Annotated in this window: 17 protein-coding genes; 16 read left to right on the top strand and 1 reads right to left on the bottom strand. The window is 48.0% G+C overall.

From position 1 onward, the window contains the following. Window positions 1-9 precede the first annotated feature (9 nt). From secY to AC1RJL_RS00265, 10 genes are all read left to right on the top strand, one after another. The gene (secY, locus tag AC1RJL_RS00220; RefSeq protein ID WP_492910729.1) at window positions 10-1,347 is read left to right on the top strand and encodes a preprotein translocase subunit SecY; all 1,338 of its coding nucleotides are present in this window, start codon (window positions 10-12) and stop codon (window positions 1,345-1,347) included. A 22-nt stretch (window positions 1,348-1,369) separates the two neighbouring features. Then, the gene (rpmJ, locus tag AC1RJL_RS00225; protein WP_012486383.1) at window positions 1,370-1,486 is read left to right on the top strand and encodes a 50S ribosomal protein L36; all 117 of its coding nucleotides are present in this window, start codon (window positions 1,370-1,372) and stop codon (window positions 1,484-1,486) included. Window positions 1,487-1,730: 244 nt separating this feature from the next. Further along, on the top strand, window positions 1,731-2,087 hold the full coding sequence (gene rpsM / locus AC1RJL_RS00230; protein ID WP_062059527.1) for a 30S ribosomal protein S13: 357 nt from the start codon (window positions 1,731-1,733) through the stop codon (window positions 2,085-2,087). Window positions 2,088-2,143: 56 nt separating this feature from the next. After that, entirely contained in the window at window positions 2,144-2,539 is a 396-nt protein-coding gene (rpsK, locus tag AC1RJL_RS00235; RefSeq protein ID WP_062059529.1) for a 30S ribosomal protein S11, read from the top strand. Window positions 2,540-2,552: 13 nt separating this feature from the next. Then, complete coding sequence (gene rpsD / locus AC1RJL_RS00240) at window positions 2,553-3,173, top strand: 30S ribosomal protein S4 (RefSeq protein ID WP_133684982.1); 621 nt, start codon at window positions 2,553-2,555, stop codon at window positions 3,171-3,173. A 26-nt stretch (window positions 3,174-3,199) separates the two neighbouring features. After that, a complete protein-coding gene (locus AC1RJL_RS00245; protein ID WP_492910730.1) occupies window positions 3,200-4,186 on the top strand; it encodes a DNA-directed RNA polymerase subunit alpha in 987 nt (328 codons plus the stop codon). 138 nt (window positions 4,187-4,324) lie between these two features. Beyond that, window positions 4,325-4,717: a 50S ribosomal protein L17 gene (gene rplQ, locus AC1RJL_RS00250; RefSeq protein ID WP_492910731.1), complete on the top strand. Its 393-nt coding sequence runs from the start codon at window positions 4,325-4,327 to the stop codon at window positions 4,715-4,717. 209 nt (window positions 4,718-4,926) lie between these two features. Then, window positions 4,927-5,067 carry a hypothetical protein gene (locus AC1RJL_RS00255; protein ID WP_492910732.1) on the top strand — a complete coding sequence of 47 codons (141 nt, stop codon included), beginning with the start codon at window positions 4,927-4,929 and terminating at the stop codon, window positions 5,065-5,067. 168 nt (window positions 5,068-5,235) lie between these two features. Further along, window positions 5,236-5,943, top strand: a complete 708-nt coding sequence (locus tag AC1RJL_RS00260) for a hypothetical protein (RefSeq protein WP_492910733.1) — start codon at window positions 5,236-5,238, stop codon at window positions 5,941-5,943. A gap of 32 nt (window positions 5,944-5,975) precedes the next feature. After that, window positions 5,976-6,389 (top strand): tetratricopeptide repeat protein, encoded by a 414-nt coding sequence (locus AC1RJL_RS00265; protein WP_492910734.1) that lies wholly within the window; start codon window positions 5,976-5,978, stop codon window positions 6,387-6,389. Between the two features lie 377 nt (window positions 6,390-6,766). On the opposite strand, the gene uvrA is transcribed toward AC1RJL_RS00265, so the two are convergent. Then, a complete protein-coding gene (gene uvrA / locus AC1RJL_RS00270; RefSeq protein ID WP_492910735.1) occupies window positions 6,767-9,631 on the bottom strand; it encodes an excinuclease ABC subunit UvrA in 2,865 nt (954 codons plus the stop codon). 224 nt (window positions 9,632-9,855) lie between these two features. Here uvrA and AC1RJL_RS00275 point away from each other — a divergent pair, with 224 nt between their 5' ends. The 6 genes from AC1RJL_RS00275 (at window position 9,856) to AC1RJL_RS00300 (ending at window position 16,491) form a co-directional block, all read left to right on the top strand. After that, window positions 9,856-11,244, top strand: coding sequence for an MFS transporter (locus AC1RJL_RS00275; protein WP_492910736.1), 1,389 nt, complete (start codon window positions 9,856-9,858; stop codon window positions 11,242-11,244). 98 nt (window positions 11,245-11,342) lie between these two features. Then, a complete protein-coding gene (gene ssb, locus AC1RJL_RS00280; protein WP_492910737.1) occupies window positions 11,343-11,918 on the top strand; it encodes a single-stranded DNA-binding protein in 576 nt (191 codons plus the stop codon). Between the two features lie 112 nt (window positions 11,919-12,030). Next, window positions 12,031-12,948, top strand: coding sequence for a substrate-binding periplasmic protein (locus AC1RJL_RS00285; protein WP_492910738.1), 918 nt, complete (start codon window positions 12,031-12,033; stop codon window positions 12,946-12,948). 248 nt (window positions 12,949-13,196) lie between these two features. Next, window positions 13,197-14,417 (top strand): efflux RND transporter periplasmic adaptor subunit, encoded by a 1,221-nt coding sequence (locus AC1RJL_RS00290; RefSeq protein ID WP_492910739.1) that lies wholly within the window; start codon window positions 13,197-13,199, stop codon window positions 14,415-14,417. 179 nt (window positions 14,418-14,596) lie between these two features. Further along, on the top strand, window positions 14,597-15,331 hold the full coding sequence (locus AC1RJL_RS00295; RefSeq protein ID WP_492910740.1) for an ABC transporter ATP-binding protein: 735 nt from the start codon (window positions 14,597-14,599) through the stop codon (window positions 15,329-15,331). Between the two features lie 2 nt (window positions 15,332-15,333). After that, on the top strand, window positions 15,334-16,491 hold the full coding sequence (locus AC1RJL_RS00300; RefSeq protein WP_492910741.1) for an ABC transporter permease: 1,158 nt from the start codon (window positions 15,334-15,336) through the stop codon (window positions 16,489-16,491). The last annotated feature ends 2 nt before the right edge of the window (window positions 16,492-16,493 follow it).

Genomic DNA, 16,493 nt, shown 5'->3' on the forward strand with positions numbered 1-16,493 from the left:
GAGGCGCGAATGGCAACTCCAGGTAATCTGCCATTAGCAAATCAAAGAGGCTTGGGCGAGCTATGGGCTCGCCTGCGCTTTTTGTTTCTGGCAATAGTGATTTATCGTATTGGTACTCACATACCAGTGCCAGGTTTAGATCCAGAGAGAATCGCAAATCTGTTTAACCAAAACCAAGGGACTATCCTGGGCATGTTCAACATGTTCTCGGGTGGTGCTTTGGAGCGGATGAGTATTCTCGCATTAGGTATCATGCCCTATATTTCTGCATCGATTATTATGCAGTTGCTTACGGCAGTTACTCCCTCGCTGGAACAGTTAAAGAAAGAAGGTGATGCTGGTCGCCGCAAGATAAACCAATACACTCGTTACTTCACGGTGGTATTGGCAAGTGTTCAGGCACTTGCAATGGCGGTAAGCTTCTCTACTTATGCATTTGGTGGCGAGCCTGGTTTTTCTTACTATTTCATTGCCGTGGTCTCTTTGGTGACCGGTGCAGTATTTATGATGTGGTTAGGCGAGCAGGTTACAGAGCGCGGTATTGGCAATGGTATTTCCATGCTTATCTTCGCTGGTATTGTCGCCGGTATGCCAAGTGCGATTGGCCAGGCATTTGAAAGTGCTAGACAAGGCGATCTGCATATTCTTGCGTTGCTGGTTGTAAGTATTCTTGCGATTGCTGTGATCTGGTTTGTGGTGCGTATTGAGCGTGGCCAACGTCGTATCACTGTTAACTACGCCAAGCGTCAACAAGGTCGTCAAGGATATGCGGCACAAAGCAGCCACTTGCCATTAAAGATTAATATGGCTGGTGTTATTCCGGCGATCTTTGCCAGTAGTATTTTGCTGTTTCCTGCTTCCATTGCCCAATGGTTTGGTCAGGGTGGTGATGGTGTAGTGAATGAAATGCTGCAGGAAATGGCGCTTGCTATTGGTCCAGGGCAACCACTGTATATTTTACTGTTTGCTGGTTTGATTACCTTTTTCTGTTTCTTCTACACGGCATTGATGTTTAATCCGAAAGAAGTTGCAGATAACTTGAAAAAGTCGGGTGCTTATATTCCTGGTATTCGTCCTGGTGAGCACTCCGCAAAATATATTGATAGTGTATTGACCCGGTTAACTGTTGTCGGTGCTATCTATATGTCGGCAGTTTGCTTGTTGCCTGAGTTCCTTGTAGTTGCCACTGGTGTGCCATTCTACTTGGGTGGAACTTCACTACTCATTGTAGTAGTTGTGGTGATGGACTTTATGTCTCAGGTCCAGGCTCACTTGATGTCTCATCAATATGAATCCTTGATGAAGAAGTCAAATTTGAAAGGATATGGCAGCGGTAACGCGCGCTAATCCGTGATATTGAGGTTGAATCATGAAAGTTCGTGCTTCTGTTAAAAAGATTTGTCGTAATTGCAAAATGGTGCGTCGCAACGGTGTTCTGCGTGTAATTTGCAGTGTTGAGCCGCGTCACAAGCAGCGTCAAGGCTAATACTTAACGCTTCGGCGTTGAAGTTCAGGCAGGCGGTCACTTGGTGTGATTTCCTGCCTGTTCTTTTCTGCGTTATAGATACTTAAGTATTTCCAACTGGGGGCGTTGACTGTCGTCGGATAAGAAATTTTCCGGCTATTGCTTTATGGTGTATTTGCGGCTATCCTGCGCGCCTTTTGTTCAGGGGCGAGGGTGGCGCATACGCTGTCAACGCTGCAATTTATGTGTTACTGGAGTAATTTGAATGGCTCGTATTGCTGGTGTAAACATACCAGATAACAAACACGCCGTTATCTCATTGACCTATGTATATGGGATTGGCCGTACCACAGCCAAGCAAATCTGTGCTGCTACCGGCATTGCTGAAGATGTAAAAATCGGCACTTTGTCAGAAGAGCAGATGGATGCTATCCGTGCTGAGGTTGCTAAGCGCACCGTAGAAGGTGACTTGCGTCGTGTAATATCTATGAATATTAAGCGTTTGATGGATTTGGGATGCTACCGTGGCTTGCGCCATCGTCGTGGCTTGCCGCTTCGTGGACAACGTACAAAAACGAACGCTCGTACCCGTAAAGGCCCACGTAAGCCCATTAAGAAGTAATTCTTGCTTACGACTTTCATTCACTTACGGTAACAAATTAGTAGGAAGAAATTGCTATGGCTAAGCCAAGTAATAAAACCACAGCCAAGAAAAAAGTTAAAAAGACAGTAATTGATGGCGTTGCGCACATCCATGCTTCTTTTAACAATACCATCGTGACTATCACTGATCGTCAAGGCAATGCTCTTGCTTGGGCGACCTCCGGTGGTTCTGGTTTCCGTGGTTCACGTAAAAGTACTCCTTTTGCTGCTCAGGTTGCTGCTGAGCGCGCTGGTGAAGCGGCAAAAGAATATGGTTTGAAAAACCTCGACGTCGAAGTTAAGGGGCCAGGCCCAGGTCGCGAATCTGCTGTTCGTGCACTTAACAATGTTGGTTATAAAATCACTAACATTACTGACGTTACGCCGATTCCTCACAACGGCTGTCGTCCGCCGAAGAAACGTCGCGTATAAGGGGGAGTAGAAAATGGCTCGTTATATTGGACCTACCTGTAAACTGTCTCGTCGTGAAGGCACTGATCTTTTCCTTAAGAGTGGTGCGCGCGCTTTAGACTCTAAATGTAAAATTGAAACTGCACCTGGCCAACATGGCCAACGTCGTGGTCGTTTGTCTGACTATGGTGTGCAGTTGCGTGAGAAACAAAAAGTTCGTCGTATTTACGGCATTCTTGAAAAGCAATTCCGTGGTTATTACAAAGAAGCAGCTCGTCGTAAAGGCGCTAGCGGCGAAAATTTGTTGAAATTGTTGGAATGCCGCTTGGATAACGTTGTGTATCGTATGGGCTTTGGTTCTACTCGCGCTGAATCACGTCAATTGGTATCACATAAGGCAATCAGTGTTAACGGTAAAACCGTTAATGTTGCATCTTTCCAAGTGGGTGCTGGTGATGTAGTTGCTGTTCGCGAAAAGGCTAAAAAACAATTGCGTGTGCAAAACGCTTTGAACTTGGCTGGTCAACGCAGCAATGTTGAGTGGGTTGATGTAAATAGCGAGAAGAAAGAAGGCGTTTTCAAGCGCGTTCCTGATCGCATTGATTTACCTGCTGACATCAACGAGAACCTCATCGTCGAGCTTTACTCCAAGTAAGGGACGAACCGCTAACAGGTGTGGCTATGCAGACTGCAGTAAACGAATTTTTAACTCCGCGTCATATCGATGTTTCAGAAAGTGGCCCAACCCGCGCACGCGTGGTGCTGGAGCCTCTGGAGCGTGGCTTTGGACATACTTTAGGCAATGCATTGCGTCGTATTTTGCTTTCTTCTATGGCTGGTTGTGCCATTACTGAAGTAGAAATCGATGGTGTTTTGCATGAGTACAGCGCTATTGAAGGTGTTCGTGAGGATGTTATTGAAATCCTTTTGAATCTCAAAGGTGTTGCAGTAATTATGCACGGTAAGGATCATGCTGTTCTTACCTTGACCAAAAAAGGCACGGGCGTTGTTACTGCGGCTGATATTCAGGTTGACCATGATGTGGAGATTAAAAATCCGGATCATGTGATTGCGAATATCACTGGTAATACCGAATTGAAAATGCGCTTGACTATCGCTCGTGGTCGCGGCTATCAGCCTGCTGACAGTCGTCGTCGTGATGATGATGAAAGTCGTGCAATCGGTCGTTTGCAGTTGGATGCGTCTTTCAGTCCTGTTAAGCGTTTGGCTTACAGTGTAGAAAGTGCTCGTGTTGAGCAGCGTACTGACTTGGACAAGTTAATTTTGGATCTGGAAACCAACGGTACCATTGATCCTGAAGAGGCTATCCGTCGCGCAGCAACTATCCTGCAGCAACAGCTTGCTGTATTTGTTGATCTCGAAGGTGAAAAACAATCTGCTCCAGAGCAAAAAGAAGAGGCTATTGATCCAATTCTGTTGCGTCCTGTTGATGATTTGGAGCTTACCGTTCGTTCAGCAAACTGCTTGAAAGCGGAAAATATTTACTACATTGGCGATTTGATTCAGCGCACTGAAGTTGAGCTGTTGAAGACGCCAAACCTGGGTAAAAAATCTCTTACCGAAATTAAAGACGTTCTTGCCTCACGCGGTTTGTCTCTCGGTATGCGTTTGGAAAATTGGCCACCAGCCAGTTTGAGAAACGATTAAAAACAATGAAATCATGGGCGAGTATCAGATTAGCGATACTTGCCCATGATTTTTTATTATTAGTTCGCCCGTGAACTCACTTCGGTGCGGGTGATTAACGAGATTGTTGCAAGCAATCCATTTTGAAGGAAATTTACCATGCGTCATAAATTAAGTGGTCGTCAATTAGGCCGTAATGCTTCTCACCGTAAGGCTATGTTCCGTAACATGGTTATCTCTCTGGTTGAGCATGAATTAATTAAAACTACTTTGCCAAAAGCAAAAGAGCTGCGTCGTTTTGCAGAGCCTTTGATTACGTTGGCTAAAGTGGACAGTGTTGCTAACCGTCGTTTGGCATTCGCTCGTTTGAACAACAAAGAAGCGGTAGGTAAATTGTTTAGCCAACTCGGCCCACGTTACAATGCCCGTCCGGGCGGTTACGTTCGTATTTTGAAATGTGGCTTCCGTGCCGGCGATAAAGCTCCTATGGCTTATGTTGAGCTGGTTGACCGTCCTGCTAAAGCTCTTGATGCGGCAGTAGACGCTGAATAGTTTTTATTCGCAATGAAAAAACCGGGCCTTGTGTCCGGTTTTTTTATGCCTATTTTTTAACAGAAATTGCGTAGAGATACAGCTCTTGCCCTTTACATGATCTCAATGCGGAGCTATCCAGTGTATTTTCAGTTGCCTCTTTATATACATGATAATGGTTCGCATATACTATCAGCGCTATTCTGTTTTTTCTGATAAGGACGTTTACCATGTCGTTCTCCAACATGCGATATTCATTGCTGCTGTGCCTTAACCTGTTTTATACCGCACCAATCTATGCAATCCCTTGGGTGGAATACCAATCCGATAATTTCCTGTTATATACCGACAGTCCTGCCACAAAAGCATAACAAACACTGATTTATGTTGAGCAATTCAAGCAAGTGCTGGATCGTTTTTTACTGTCTGGCCTGGAAAGCAAGCCTGTCAGCATAGTGATGTATTCCAGTTATTCTGACTTTCGCAAAGTAGCTTCTAGCATCGATGTTGGTGCGTTTCACAGTAATATGAATGGCAAAATGACATTCGTTATTGGCTTCCCGATGGCTAATACTGATCGTCAAGTGATGATTCAGCACCTGTATGCCAGTTATTATTTAAGCTTATCCAGGGATAGCTATCCGGACTGGTTTCGTTTAGGTATGGCTGAATTTTTTGCTGTGACTGAACTGAAAGATAATGCTGCACTGATTGGCAATTATCATAAGCGTCATGCCTGGCCGGAAAATATGCCTTTAATACCGCTGGAAAAACTGATTACCTCCCGGCAGATCGATAGGGCTGCAATATCAACCTCTTGGTATTTTATTCATTTCCTGTTGCTGGGGCCTTTGGCGGATACGCCCTATTACAGTGAGGCTTTAGTCAAATACCTGAATTTATCTGCCAATACAGCCACTGTTGATAGGGCTTTTGTGACTGCCTTTGGCAGGACAACACAAGAGATGGATAGGGAGCTGGATAGTTATCGAAAGCGTGCATCCGTCAAAATGATCCGCCTGCCATTACAGGATTATTCCGGCGAAATACATGCCCGCACAATGGGGAAAAACACCAGCCTGTTGATGCTGGCTAATATTGCCTGGGAGGAGCAGGAGCTGGCGTTGGTTCGTAAATACCTGAAAAAAATGGATAAGGACTCACAAGAGTTTAATGAGGTGAACGCGCGGTTCACAGCGTGGGATCAGCGAGAGTTGGATAGTGCAAGCAAAGAAAAAACCTGCTGAAACAGCTCAAGTCCTCTCCTCATAACTCCATCGTGCTGGCTGAATTGACACGCTTATATCAACGGAAACTTACCGTTTTACCGATGGGTAAGGATCGGGAGGCGCTCGCACAAAAACTGGCCAACTACGGTGAACAAGCTGTCAGCCTTGATCCATCATTGAAAGACATTCATGATCTTCTGGGTTTTGCATACCGGACGCTGGAGAATCCTGACAAGGTTATAGAGCATTTTTATGCCTCCTACCAATTGGATCCGGCAGATCATAATGTTGTCCGTATGCTGGGTATGCGGCTAAATCAGCAACAACGCTGTAAAGAGGCCATTCCCTATTTGGAACAGGCAATCAGGAGCACCCAAGACGCCAATGCGCGAACCTATATACAAGATAATCTGAACATTGCCCGACAGCATTTCGAATCACAGGGCAGCGAAAATCCCGATTAAAATGTTTTTATAGTGCAACTCCGCTGTTTTGATAACGTTAAGGTCGTGCCCAATAATAACTACACTGTTAAGGATTGATTGGATATTTTCCAGTTTTCTTTTTTGTCTGTCAGCGCACATTTTTTAGACCTATCCTATAGTCAATGTCGCACAAGACTTTCAGCAATTGCTGACTTTTTTAAATCGGGAAAGTCGATAAAATGATCGGCACAGGGACGCTGACCAGCACAGGAAGTTTTGGTTAGAGGAATTGGTTATAGGATGAACCTAATCCATGGATGACGAGAAGAGGGCATGATGCCAGACGATCATGATGATCGGTTTACCCACGCAGGATGCAACGGGGCTTGCAGGATGCAACGCCCCATTTTCTCTTTTTACTTTTTGCTTGCCTTTGTCGATCTTGCTTTCTTGCTTGGTAATTTAAGCATTGGAGCCAAAAATCTTCCGGTGTGTGAATAGTCCAACTGCGCGATTTCTTCCGGTGTTCCTGTGGCGATAATTTGTCCGCCGCCGCTTCCTCCTTCTGGTCCGAGATCGATAATCCAATCTGCCGTTTTTATTACATCCAAATTATGCTCAATCACCACAACGGTATTGCCGTGATCGCGCAGTCGATGCAGTACATTCAATAATTGCTGGATGTCGTAGAAGTGTAATCCCGTCGTTGGTTCATCCAAAATGTATAGGGTTTTTCCTGTATCGCGTTTGGATAATTCTTTTGCGAGTTTTACGCGTTGTGCTTCGCCGCCGGAAAGTGTTGTTGCCGACTGCCCCAAACAAATATATGAAAGCCCCACATCAATTAGCGTCTGCAATTTGTTGGCAATTGATGGGATTGCATCAAAAAATGCACGTGCATCTTCAATCGTCATCCCCAAGACTTCATTAATATTTTTACCTTTGTATTTCACATCCAATGTTTCGCGATTGTAGCGTTTACCTTTGCAGACATCGCAGGGCACATAGACGTCGGGCAGGAAGTGCATCTCTACTTTGGTGACGCCATCGCCCTGGCAGGCTTCGCAGCGCCCGCCTTTGACGTTGAAACTGAAGCGACCGGGTTGATAGCCGCGTGAGCGAGACTCCTGGGTGCCGGCAAAGAGTTCACGGATGGGCGTGAAGATGCCGGTATAGGTCGCAGGATTCGAGCGCGGTGTGCGGCCAATTGGGCTTTGGTCGATATCTACACACTTGTCGAACAAGTCCAACCCTTCGATTTCTTCATAGGGGGCGGGGTCTAGCGTTGTAGCGCCATTTAATGCGGTCGCCGCAAGAGGATGCAGCGTGGCGTTAATAAGGGTCGACTTACCGGAACCTGATACTCCGGTAACACAAGTCATCAGTCCCACCGGAATTTCAAGAGTGACATTTTGCAGGTTGTTGCCGGTGGCGCCGGAGAGACGCAAAACCTGTTTGGAGTCAAACGGATTGCGCTTCTCGGGTACGGCGATAGATCTTGTCCCACTTAGATACTGGCCGGTGATGGAGTCCTTGTTGGCCATAATGGCTTTGATATTGCCTTGGGCAATGACTTGTCCGCCGTGTACACCAGCGCCGGGTCCAATATCGATGACATGGTCAGCTTGACGAATTGCGTCTTCATCGTGCTCGACCACAATCACGGTGTTGCCGATATCGCGCAAATGGGTAAGGGTTTTGAGCAGGCGTTCGTTGTCGCGTTGATGCAGGCCGATAGAGGGTTCATCAAGGATATACATTACTCCCACCAAGCCGGCACCGATTTGGCTGGCGAGGCGGATGCGTTGCGCTTCGCCACCGGAAAGGGTTTCTGCACTGCGGTTTAATGTCAGGTAATTCAAACCGACATCGACCAGAAAGCGGAAGCGGTCGCGCAACTCCTTGAGGATTTTATCAGCGATGCCCGCCTTGCGGCCGGCAAATGCCAGCTTCATGTAATACTCATAAGCATCGGCTACCGGCATTTCGGTGATGCTGGGTAATGGGCGCTCGTCGATAAACACATTGCGCGCTTCGATGCGCAAACGTGTACCTTCACATTCCGGGCAGGGTTGGCTGGATAGGAATTTGGTCAGGTCTTCGCGCACCGAGTTGGATTCAGTGTCGCGATAGCGCCGTTCCATATTCGGTAAAACACCTTCGAAGCTATGGCTGCGTTTATATACATCGCCGCGGTCGTTGATGTAGTTGAACTCGATAACGTCTGCTCCCGAGCCGTAGAGCACCGCATCGCGCTGCTTGGCTTTGAGTTTGGACCAGGGGGTATCGACGTTAAAACTGTAATGCTTGGCGAGCGAGGCGAGCATATGGAAGTAGTAAACATTGCGCTTATCCCAACCGCGAATGGCACCTTCAGACAGGCTCAGCGCGGTATCCTGGATCACTTTGTCTTCATCAAAAAATTGATGTACGCCCAATCCATCACAGGTTGGGCATGCGCCCGCCGGATTGTTGAAGGAGAACAACCGCGGTTCGAGTTCGGTCAGGCTGTAATCGCAAATCGGGCAGGCGTGTTTGGATGAAAACAAACGGTCGGGTGCTTCGCCGTCCATATAATTAATGCAGGCGATACCTTCAGAAAGATTCAGTGCTGTCTCAAAGGATTCCGACAGGCGTAACTTTAAATCTTCGCGTACTTTAAAGCGGTCGATCACCACTTCAACGGTGTGTTTCTTTTTCTTATCGAGCTTGGGCGTATCATCCAGGTCGCAGAGGATACCGTCGATACGCGCACGGATAAAGCCGTCGCGTTTAAGCTGCTCAAACACATGCAAGTGCTCGCCTTTGCGATCGCGGATAACCGGCGCCAGCAGCATGAGTTTGGTGCCTTCTGGCAATGCGAGTGTGGTATCCACCATCTCGCTGATGGTTTGGGCGGTGAGTGGCGCACCGTGTTCCGGGCAGCGCGGCTCACCGACACGTGCGTAGAGCAAGCGCAGGTAATCGTAAATTTCGGTGATGGTACCCACGGTAGAGCGCGGGTTATGCGAAGTGGACTTTTGTTCGATAGAAATAGCGGGGCTCAAGCCTTCGACGTGATCCACATCCGGCTTTTCCATCATCGACAAAAACTGGCGCGCATAGGTGGAGAGCGACTCTACATAGCGGCGCTGGCCTTCGGCATAGAGTGTATCGAATGCGAGCGATGACTTGCCCGACCCGGATGGCCCGGTAATCACAACCAGTTTGTCGCGTGGGATATCAAGATCAATATTTTTGAGATTGTGAGTGCGAGCACCCCTGACAATAATTTTGTCCATCTACTGCAATCCGCCTATGGTCATTCAAAACGGGTGATTATACGTGAATAGATTGCCAGCACATGTCAGTAGCGCGCCATTCTTTGTAAGTCTTGGTAAACCCTGTCGATAGTGGAATTAATACAATCTTGCGCAGGATTTATAGGTTGTTGGCGGGACTAGTTGTTACACTGGCGCCCATTTAATAATTGATGTCTGTTATCGACTCCTATTGACGGCCACTCATGCAAGAACCTGTTTCCACTTCCATCGATATTTCCGCGCCAGCACCGTTTGAACGTAAGGTGGTGCTCTCGCTTGCCGCGCTTTATACCTTCCGAATGTTTGGCCTGTTTATGCTGCTGCCGGTATTGGCGCTCTACGGCACTGAATATGCGCATCACAGTCCGTTTTTGCTCGGCTTGGCATTGGGTGCCTATGGGTTTAGTCAGGCATTACTGCAAATTCCGTTTGGGGTTTTATCGGATCGTATCGGGCGCAAGCCGCTGATTCTTGTCGGCCTGGTGATTTTTGTGCTCGGTAGCGTGGTCGCTGCATTAGCGGATTCAGTGTACGGATTAATCTTCGGTCGCTTTCTGCAAGGCGGCGGGGCGATTTCGGCGGTGGTCATGGCGTTACTGACTGATCTGACCTCCGACGAAAATCGCACCAAGGCGATGGCAACTATAGGTGCGTCGATTGGTGTTTCTTTTTCGGTCGCGATGACAGTAGGGCCGCTGCTTGCCGCATGGGGCGGTGTCGGAGCTATCTTCTGGCTGACAGCGGTTTTGGGTGTGATTGGGATTTATATCCTGCTAAAAGTAGTGCCCGATGTCGCCAAAACTACCTCATCCAAACGCGAGGCAGTGGCAGTACCGAGTCTGCTCGGTGATACGCTCAAGCATCCGCAATTGGCGCGACTGAATGTCGGGATTTTTGTCCTGCATTTCGTGTTGATGTCGAGCTTTGTGGTGTTGCCATTAATGCTGCAAGACCAACTGCAAATTGCACGTGAATATCACGGTTTGATCTACTTCCCACTGCTGGCATTTGCGTTTGTGTTGATGCTGCCGTTTGTAATCATCGCCGAAAAACGCCGCAAGATTAAAGGCGTATTCCTGATCGCCGTGACAATGCTGTTGGTTGCCGAGCTGGCGTTGATATTGGTGTCGTCCAACCGGATTTTTGCGCTGCTGGTACTGTTCGTATTCTTTATCGCATTCAACATATTGGAGGCAACCCAACCGTCTATGGTGAGCAAGATCGCGCCCGCCGGCGCCAAGGGTACGGCGACCGGGATTTACTCCACCTGTCAGGTGCTGGGTGTGTTCGGCGGCGGTGCTTTGGGTGGCTGGTTGCTCCAGCACCAAGGTGCCAACGCAGTGTTTCTGCTCAACGCGATATTGGTTTTAATCTGGCTGGTGGTTGCCTGGTCGATGAAGCCGCCGCACTTTCTCGCCAGCGTATTAATCCCGCTGCGCGGGCAGGATCACCAGAGAATTGCCGACAGATTGCGCGCTGTCGATGGGGTTGCAGAAGTGGTGATTGTCGCCTCGGAAAATACCATCTACCTGAAGGTTGACCAGAAGCTCGTTGATCGCAAACAACTGGCGGCGATTGTGGATGAAGTGTAAAGTGTCCGGCGCCCCACAGGGGCAATAACCATTAATTTGAAAGTCGCCGACGTACAAAAACAGAAGGCGGATACACGGTAAATCAAGAGGAATTTATTATGGCTCGTGGTATTAACAAAGTAATTTTGATCGGCAATATCGGGCAAGATCCCGAGGTGAAATATATGCCGTCCGGCGGCGCTGTTACTAACGTCAGCGTAGCGACATCGGAAACATGGAAGGACAAAAATACCGGCCAACCGCAAGAGCGTACTGAATGGCACCGTGTGGTATTTTTTAATCGTCTGGGTGAGATTGCCGGCGAATACCTGAAAAAAGGTTCCAAGGTGTATATCGAAGGTGCATTGCGTACTCGCAAATGGCAGGCGCAAGACGGCACCGACCGCTACACCACCGAGATCGTTGCCAGCGAAATGCAAATGCTGGATGGCCGTGGTGACAATGCGGGTATGGGCGCCGGCGCCGGTATGGGCGCAGCAGCTATCGCCAACAGCTTTGACCAAACTCCGCAATACAGCAGTGCGCCAGCCCAGGGTGGATACAATCAGGGCGGTTCAAATCAAGGTGCCCAGGGAGGCAATTTCAATCAGCAACCTAATCGCCAGCCACCTGCGCAGCAGCCACCACAACAGCCCGCCGGATTCGATTCGTTTGATGACGATATTCCCTTCTGACGACTAGCTGACATTTTGTTATCTTTAACAGGGCGCGCTTCATCAAGCTGCGCCCTGTTTCATTTTGGGCTGGTATAAAGCCCGCCAATAATAACTATCGGGAGACTTATCTATGTCGGCTCAAGGTCAAACTTTTTCAGTTACGTGCAAGATAAAAACGCTAATCGCGCTAGCGCTGGTCGGATTGTGGAGTTGCGGTGCGATTGCGGCGACAGAAAAGCCGGCAAAAACAGCGGCAGTAACACAAGTCAAACTGTGGAATGGCAACAAAACCCAATCGCGCCAGCAGTATGAGCGCGAAGTATTAGAAACTGCGCTCAAAGCGACTACTGCATCCTATGACAAGTGGCAGTTGCAGGAGGATTTGACGGATTATCCGCTCGCTGCCGATGAGGCCAGCGTATTTCGCAGCAAGGGTTTTGATATTTTCGGCACTGTAGCGGGCAACACCAAGTTGGCGGATGAAAAGAAAATCCTGATTCCGCTGCCGCTGATGAAGGGCTTGCTGGGTTATCGCATTTTAATTATCCGCGCTGCCGATAAAGAAAAGTTTGCCGCGATTAAATCGGCGCAACAACTACAGCAATTGCGCTTGGGGATTCCCAGCACCTGGGCCGACGCCGAACTGTTTCGCCAGAATGGTTACAAGGTCGAAGAAAAAGGCAGCTTTGATGACTTGTTTACCCGTTTGGAAAATAACGAGTTTGACTATGTATCCTTCGGTGCTAACGAAGTCGCCGGCGTATTTACCGAGCGAGCGGCGCAGTCAGGAAAGTTGATTGTCGATTCGTCCCTACTGGTTTATTACCCATTTCCACTGGTGTTTTATGTGAATCCCAATAATCCCGGGCTGGCGAAGCGGGTGACACAGGGACTGCAAACGATTACTGGCAATGGCGAGTTGGATAAGATATTCAATCGCTATTTTGGCGCTGAATTAAAAGCGTTGAATCTGGCAGGCAGAACCAAAATTACCCTCAAAAACCCGATCTTACCGGCTGAAATGGCAAACTTTACTCCCTCCCTCTAACGCTGTTTTTGGATGATATTAGCGGGTGATGATTGTCACCCGCGTTCCATGACATTGGTTGCTGCTGCAGCCAATCCTTTTCTTTTAGGCTATCTCTTGTTCAGTTGCCACATGCTCGCGTAACGTTGTTCCGCGCAACCGGTTTTCCTTCTGGCGTTTCCTGGATGGCCAGCCTAAAACTCCTAGGCGCAGGCGCCAGTCTTGCGTAATATGCGGACGGAAATATTAAACAATGGGCAGAACATATTGTGACTAATAAAGACGAACTCCTATCCCAGTTGCGTATCAATCGTGATCAGCAGGCAGAGGGGATCAATAAAAACCATTTGTGGATCGGGGCGGCAGCAATCGCAACAGTAGTCATAGTGGCTATTAGTTTGTTTGGCGAGAACGACCCGGTAAAAGTCCAGGTTGAAATGGCGCGTATGGCGGTGCCGGATTCTTCGTCCGCGACTGTGCTGGATGCAACTGGTTATGTCATTGCCCGTCGCACCGCCACTGTCTCGTCCAAAGTAACCGGCAAGGTGGCAGAGATTTTTATCGAGGAAGGGCAGCAAGTTGAGAAGGACCAAATTGTCGCGCTGCTGGATGACTCCAATACGCGTAAATCGCTGGAGTTAAGCAAGGCGGAATTACACTCGGCCAAAACCCAGGTTGCTGAAACCGAAGCGCGCTTGACCGAGGCGAAATTAACGCTGGAGCGCAATACTGAATTGGCGCGCCGGCAATTGATCAGCGTTTCTGCCCTTGATAAAGCGCGCGCTGATTTTGAATCCTTGCGTGCGCAATTGGATTCACGGCAGGCCGATATTGCGGTCAGTAGAAAACGCTTGGCATTGCAACAGCAAAATCTCGATGATTTAACCTTGCGTGCACCTTTTACCGGTGTGGTAATCAGTAAAGATTCACAGCCCGGCGAAATGATTTCCCCTATCTCTGCCGGCGGTGGTTTTACCCGTACCGGTATTTGCACGATTGTGGATATGACATCGCTCGAAATTGAAGTGGATGTTAACGAATCCTACATCCAGCGTGTGCGCGTCGATCAATTTGTACAGGCTGTGTTGGAAGCCTATCCCGATTGGAAAATTCCGGCCAAAGTGATCGCCATTATTCCTACTGCAGATCGGCAAAAAGCCACGGTAAAAGTGCGCATTGGTTTGCAGGTAAGTGATGCGCGCATTCTTCCCGATATGGGAGTGAAGGTGGCATTTATGAATGCGGAACCGGTTGCGGAAGAAAAACCCAAAGCACCTTTAGGTGTGCGCGTGCCGACCACTGCGGTGCGTTCGGATGGCGAAAATAAATTTATATTCGTGGTGAAAGACGGTGTTGCAGAACTGCGCAAAGTTACGCTTACCGCAAGCTATGGCAATGATGTGTACATCGCCAGTGGCTTAAGGGCCGGTGAAGATTTTGTCGCGGTAATTCCGCCGGAATTAAAAGACGGCGCCAAGGTTGAATTTTAATTTCGCTTTAGCATTTCAGTAAGAAAGTAAGCCTCACTGGTTGCGCACCAGTGAGGGCGCATAAAAATAAAATCTACGCACACGATCAATTGCATTCGATTTCAGCTTTTTCCGTTTTAATACTGCTTTATTTTTTATCCTGTAAGTCTCTTGTTCTGGTCTAACATCCTGGAGGATTTATGACGGCTCTCGAATCTCAAGCGCTGGCTACTGACGAACTGTTAGTGCAATTAAACGGTATTGCCAAGCTATACAAAAAAGGAAAAGAGCAGGTGAAGGTGTTATCCAATCTTGATCTGGATATTCATCGCGGTGATTTTCTTGCGCTTATGGGACCATCCGGTTCAGGTAAAACAACACTGTTAAATTTACTCGGTGGATTGGATAAACCAAGCTCCGGTGAATTAATTATCGGCGGCCAGCGCTTGGACCAAATGTCATCGTCACAGCTCACCAAATGGCGCGCGCGCCATGTCGGTTTTATTTTCCAGTTTTACAATTTAATGCCGGTTTTAACCGCCGAAAAAAATGTGGAATTACCACTTTTGTTGACCAACTTGTCGAGTAAACAGCGCAAACATCATGTGGCTGCGGCATTGGAATTGGTTGGTTTGTCCAATCGCGCCAAACATTACCCGAGTGAATTGTCTGGTGGTCAGGAGCAGCGGGTGGCGATTGCGCGGGCCTTGGTAAGTGATCCGGATATATTATTGTGTGACGAACCAACGGGTGATTTGGATCGCGCCACAGCAGATGAAATTCTGGCGCTCCTGCAAACGCTTAATCAACAGCAACAAAAAACTATCATCATGGTTACCCACGATCCGCGCGCAGCAGATCACGCGCGGCATATTTTGCATATGGATAAAGGTGCGTTGGTAAATGACGGCCGCACTACTGATGCGGGGCACTAATCATGTATTACCTACAGTTTCTATTGAGCAATCTCGGTCGTAAAAAAGCCCGCACGATTTTAACGCTGCTTTCCATTTTGATCGCGTTCCTGTTATTCGGATTGTTGCGCAGCCTGGCGGCCGCATTTGATCAGGGGGCAGAAATCGCCGGTGAAGATCGGCTGATCAGTATTAATAAAATTTCATTGATCCAGCCATTGCCGGAAGCCTATCTGACCAAAGTGCAAGCATTGGAAGGCGTCGATAAGGCAACGTCAGCGAATTGGTTTGGCGGCTACTATCAAGAGGCAAAGAATCAATTTCCGCAGTTTCCGGTTATCGCGGATGATTATTTTGAAATTTACAAAAATATGATCAGTTTGCCCGACGAGCAAATGAAAGCCTGGAAAGGCAATCGTATCGGTGTGGTGATTGGTCAAGGGTTAGTGACCAGGTTCAACTGGAAAATAGGCGATCGCATTCCATTGATTGGTCTCTTTCCGCGTGAAGATGGCAGCACCACATGGGAATTTGTGGTTGAGGGAATTTACGAAACCAACAGTACAAGTGCAGACGTGAATACCATGTTGATGCATTACGAATATTTTGACGAGGCACGACAATATGCCAAAGGCACTTTAGGTTGGTTGGTTATCAGGGTAAAAGATCCAAAACAGGCTGCGCAAGTGGCTACTGCTATAGATGCCATGTTTGCCAATTCGCCGGCTGAAACCAAAACCAGCAGCGAAAAAGAATTTGCCAAATCATTTGCCAAACAGTTTGGCGATATAGGGTTAATTACCACGCTAATTTTAGGCGCAGTATTTTTCACTATGTTGTTGGTGGCAGGAAATACCATGGCACAATCCTTTCGCGAGCGTATCCCGGAATTGGCTATCCTCAAAACGCTCGGCTTTTCTGATCGCGCAGTGATGGTAATGGTATTGATGGAGGCAATAGCCATTTCATTAATCGGTGGTCTCGCCGGATTATTGTTTGCAAAATTGCTGATTACCGGCGCAGCTGCCAGTATGGCGTCGACATTGCCCGGTTTAAATTTATCGGGTGGAATGATGTTGGTAGGCGTCGGATTGATGTTGGCATTCGGTGTACTAACTGGCTTTATTCCGGCGCTGCAAGGCTTGAAGCTGAATATTGTTACCGCATTGCGGAGGCGCTAATT

Source organism: Cellvibrio sp. GW822-FHT04B05, assembly GCF_058800985.1.

Coding starts and splice junctions, on each gene's coding strand:
- AC1RJL_RS00300 (WP_492910741.1), top strand. CDS start 15,334: ATGTATTACCTACAGTTTCTATTGAGCAATCTCGGTCGTAAAAAAGCC.
- secY (WP_492910729.1), top strand. CDS start 10: ATGGCAACTCCAGGTAATCTGCCATTAGCAAATCAAAGAGGCTTGGGC.
- rpsM (WP_062059527.1), top strand. CDS start 1,731: ATGGCTCGTATTGCTGGTGTAAACATACCAGATAACAAACACGCCGTT.
- uvrA (WP_492910735.1), bottom strand. CDS start 9,631: ATGGACAAAATTATTGTCAGGGGTGCTCGCACTCACAATCTCAAAAAT.
- AC1RJL_RS00260 (WP_492910733.1), top strand. CDS start 5,236: ATGACATTCGTTATTGGCTTCCCGATGGCTAATACTGATCGTCAAGTG.
- AC1RJL_RS00245 (WP_492910730.1), top strand. CDS start 3,200: ATGCAGACTGCAGTAAACGAATTTTTAACTCCGCGTCATATCGATGTT.
- rplQ (WP_492910731.1), top strand. CDS start 4,325: ATGCGTCATAAATTAAGTGGTCGTCAATTAGGCCGTAATGCTTCTCAC.
- rpmJ (WP_012486383.1), top strand. CDS start 1,370: ATGAAAGTTCGTGCTTCTGTTAAAAAGATTTGTCGTAATTGCAAAATG.
- rpsD (WP_133684982.1), top strand. CDS start 2,553: ATGGCTCGTTATATTGGACCTACCTGTAAACTGTCTCGTCGTGAAGGC.
- AC1RJL_RS00255 (WP_492910732.1), top strand. CDS start 4,927: ATGTCGTTCTCCAACATGCGATATTCATTGCTGCTGTGCCTTAACCTG.
- AC1RJL_RS00275 (WP_492910736.1), top strand. CDS start 9,856: ATGCAAGAACCTGTTTCCACTTCCATCGATATTTCCGCGCCAGCACCG.
- AC1RJL_RS00295 (WP_492910740.1), top strand. CDS start 14,597: ATGACGGCTCTCGAATCTCAAGCGCTGGCTACTGACGAACTGTTAGTG.
- AC1RJL_RS00285 (WP_492910738.1), top strand. CDS start 12,031: ATGTCGGCTCAAGGTCAAACTTTTTCAGTTACGTGCAAGATAAAAACG.
- ssb (WP_492910737.1), top strand. CDS start 11,343: ATGGCTCGTGGTATTAACAAAGTAATTTTGATCGGCAATATCGGGCAA.
- rpsK (WP_062059529.1), top strand. CDS start 2,144: ATGGCTAAGCCAAGTAATAAAACCACAGCCAAGAAAAAAGTTAAAAAG.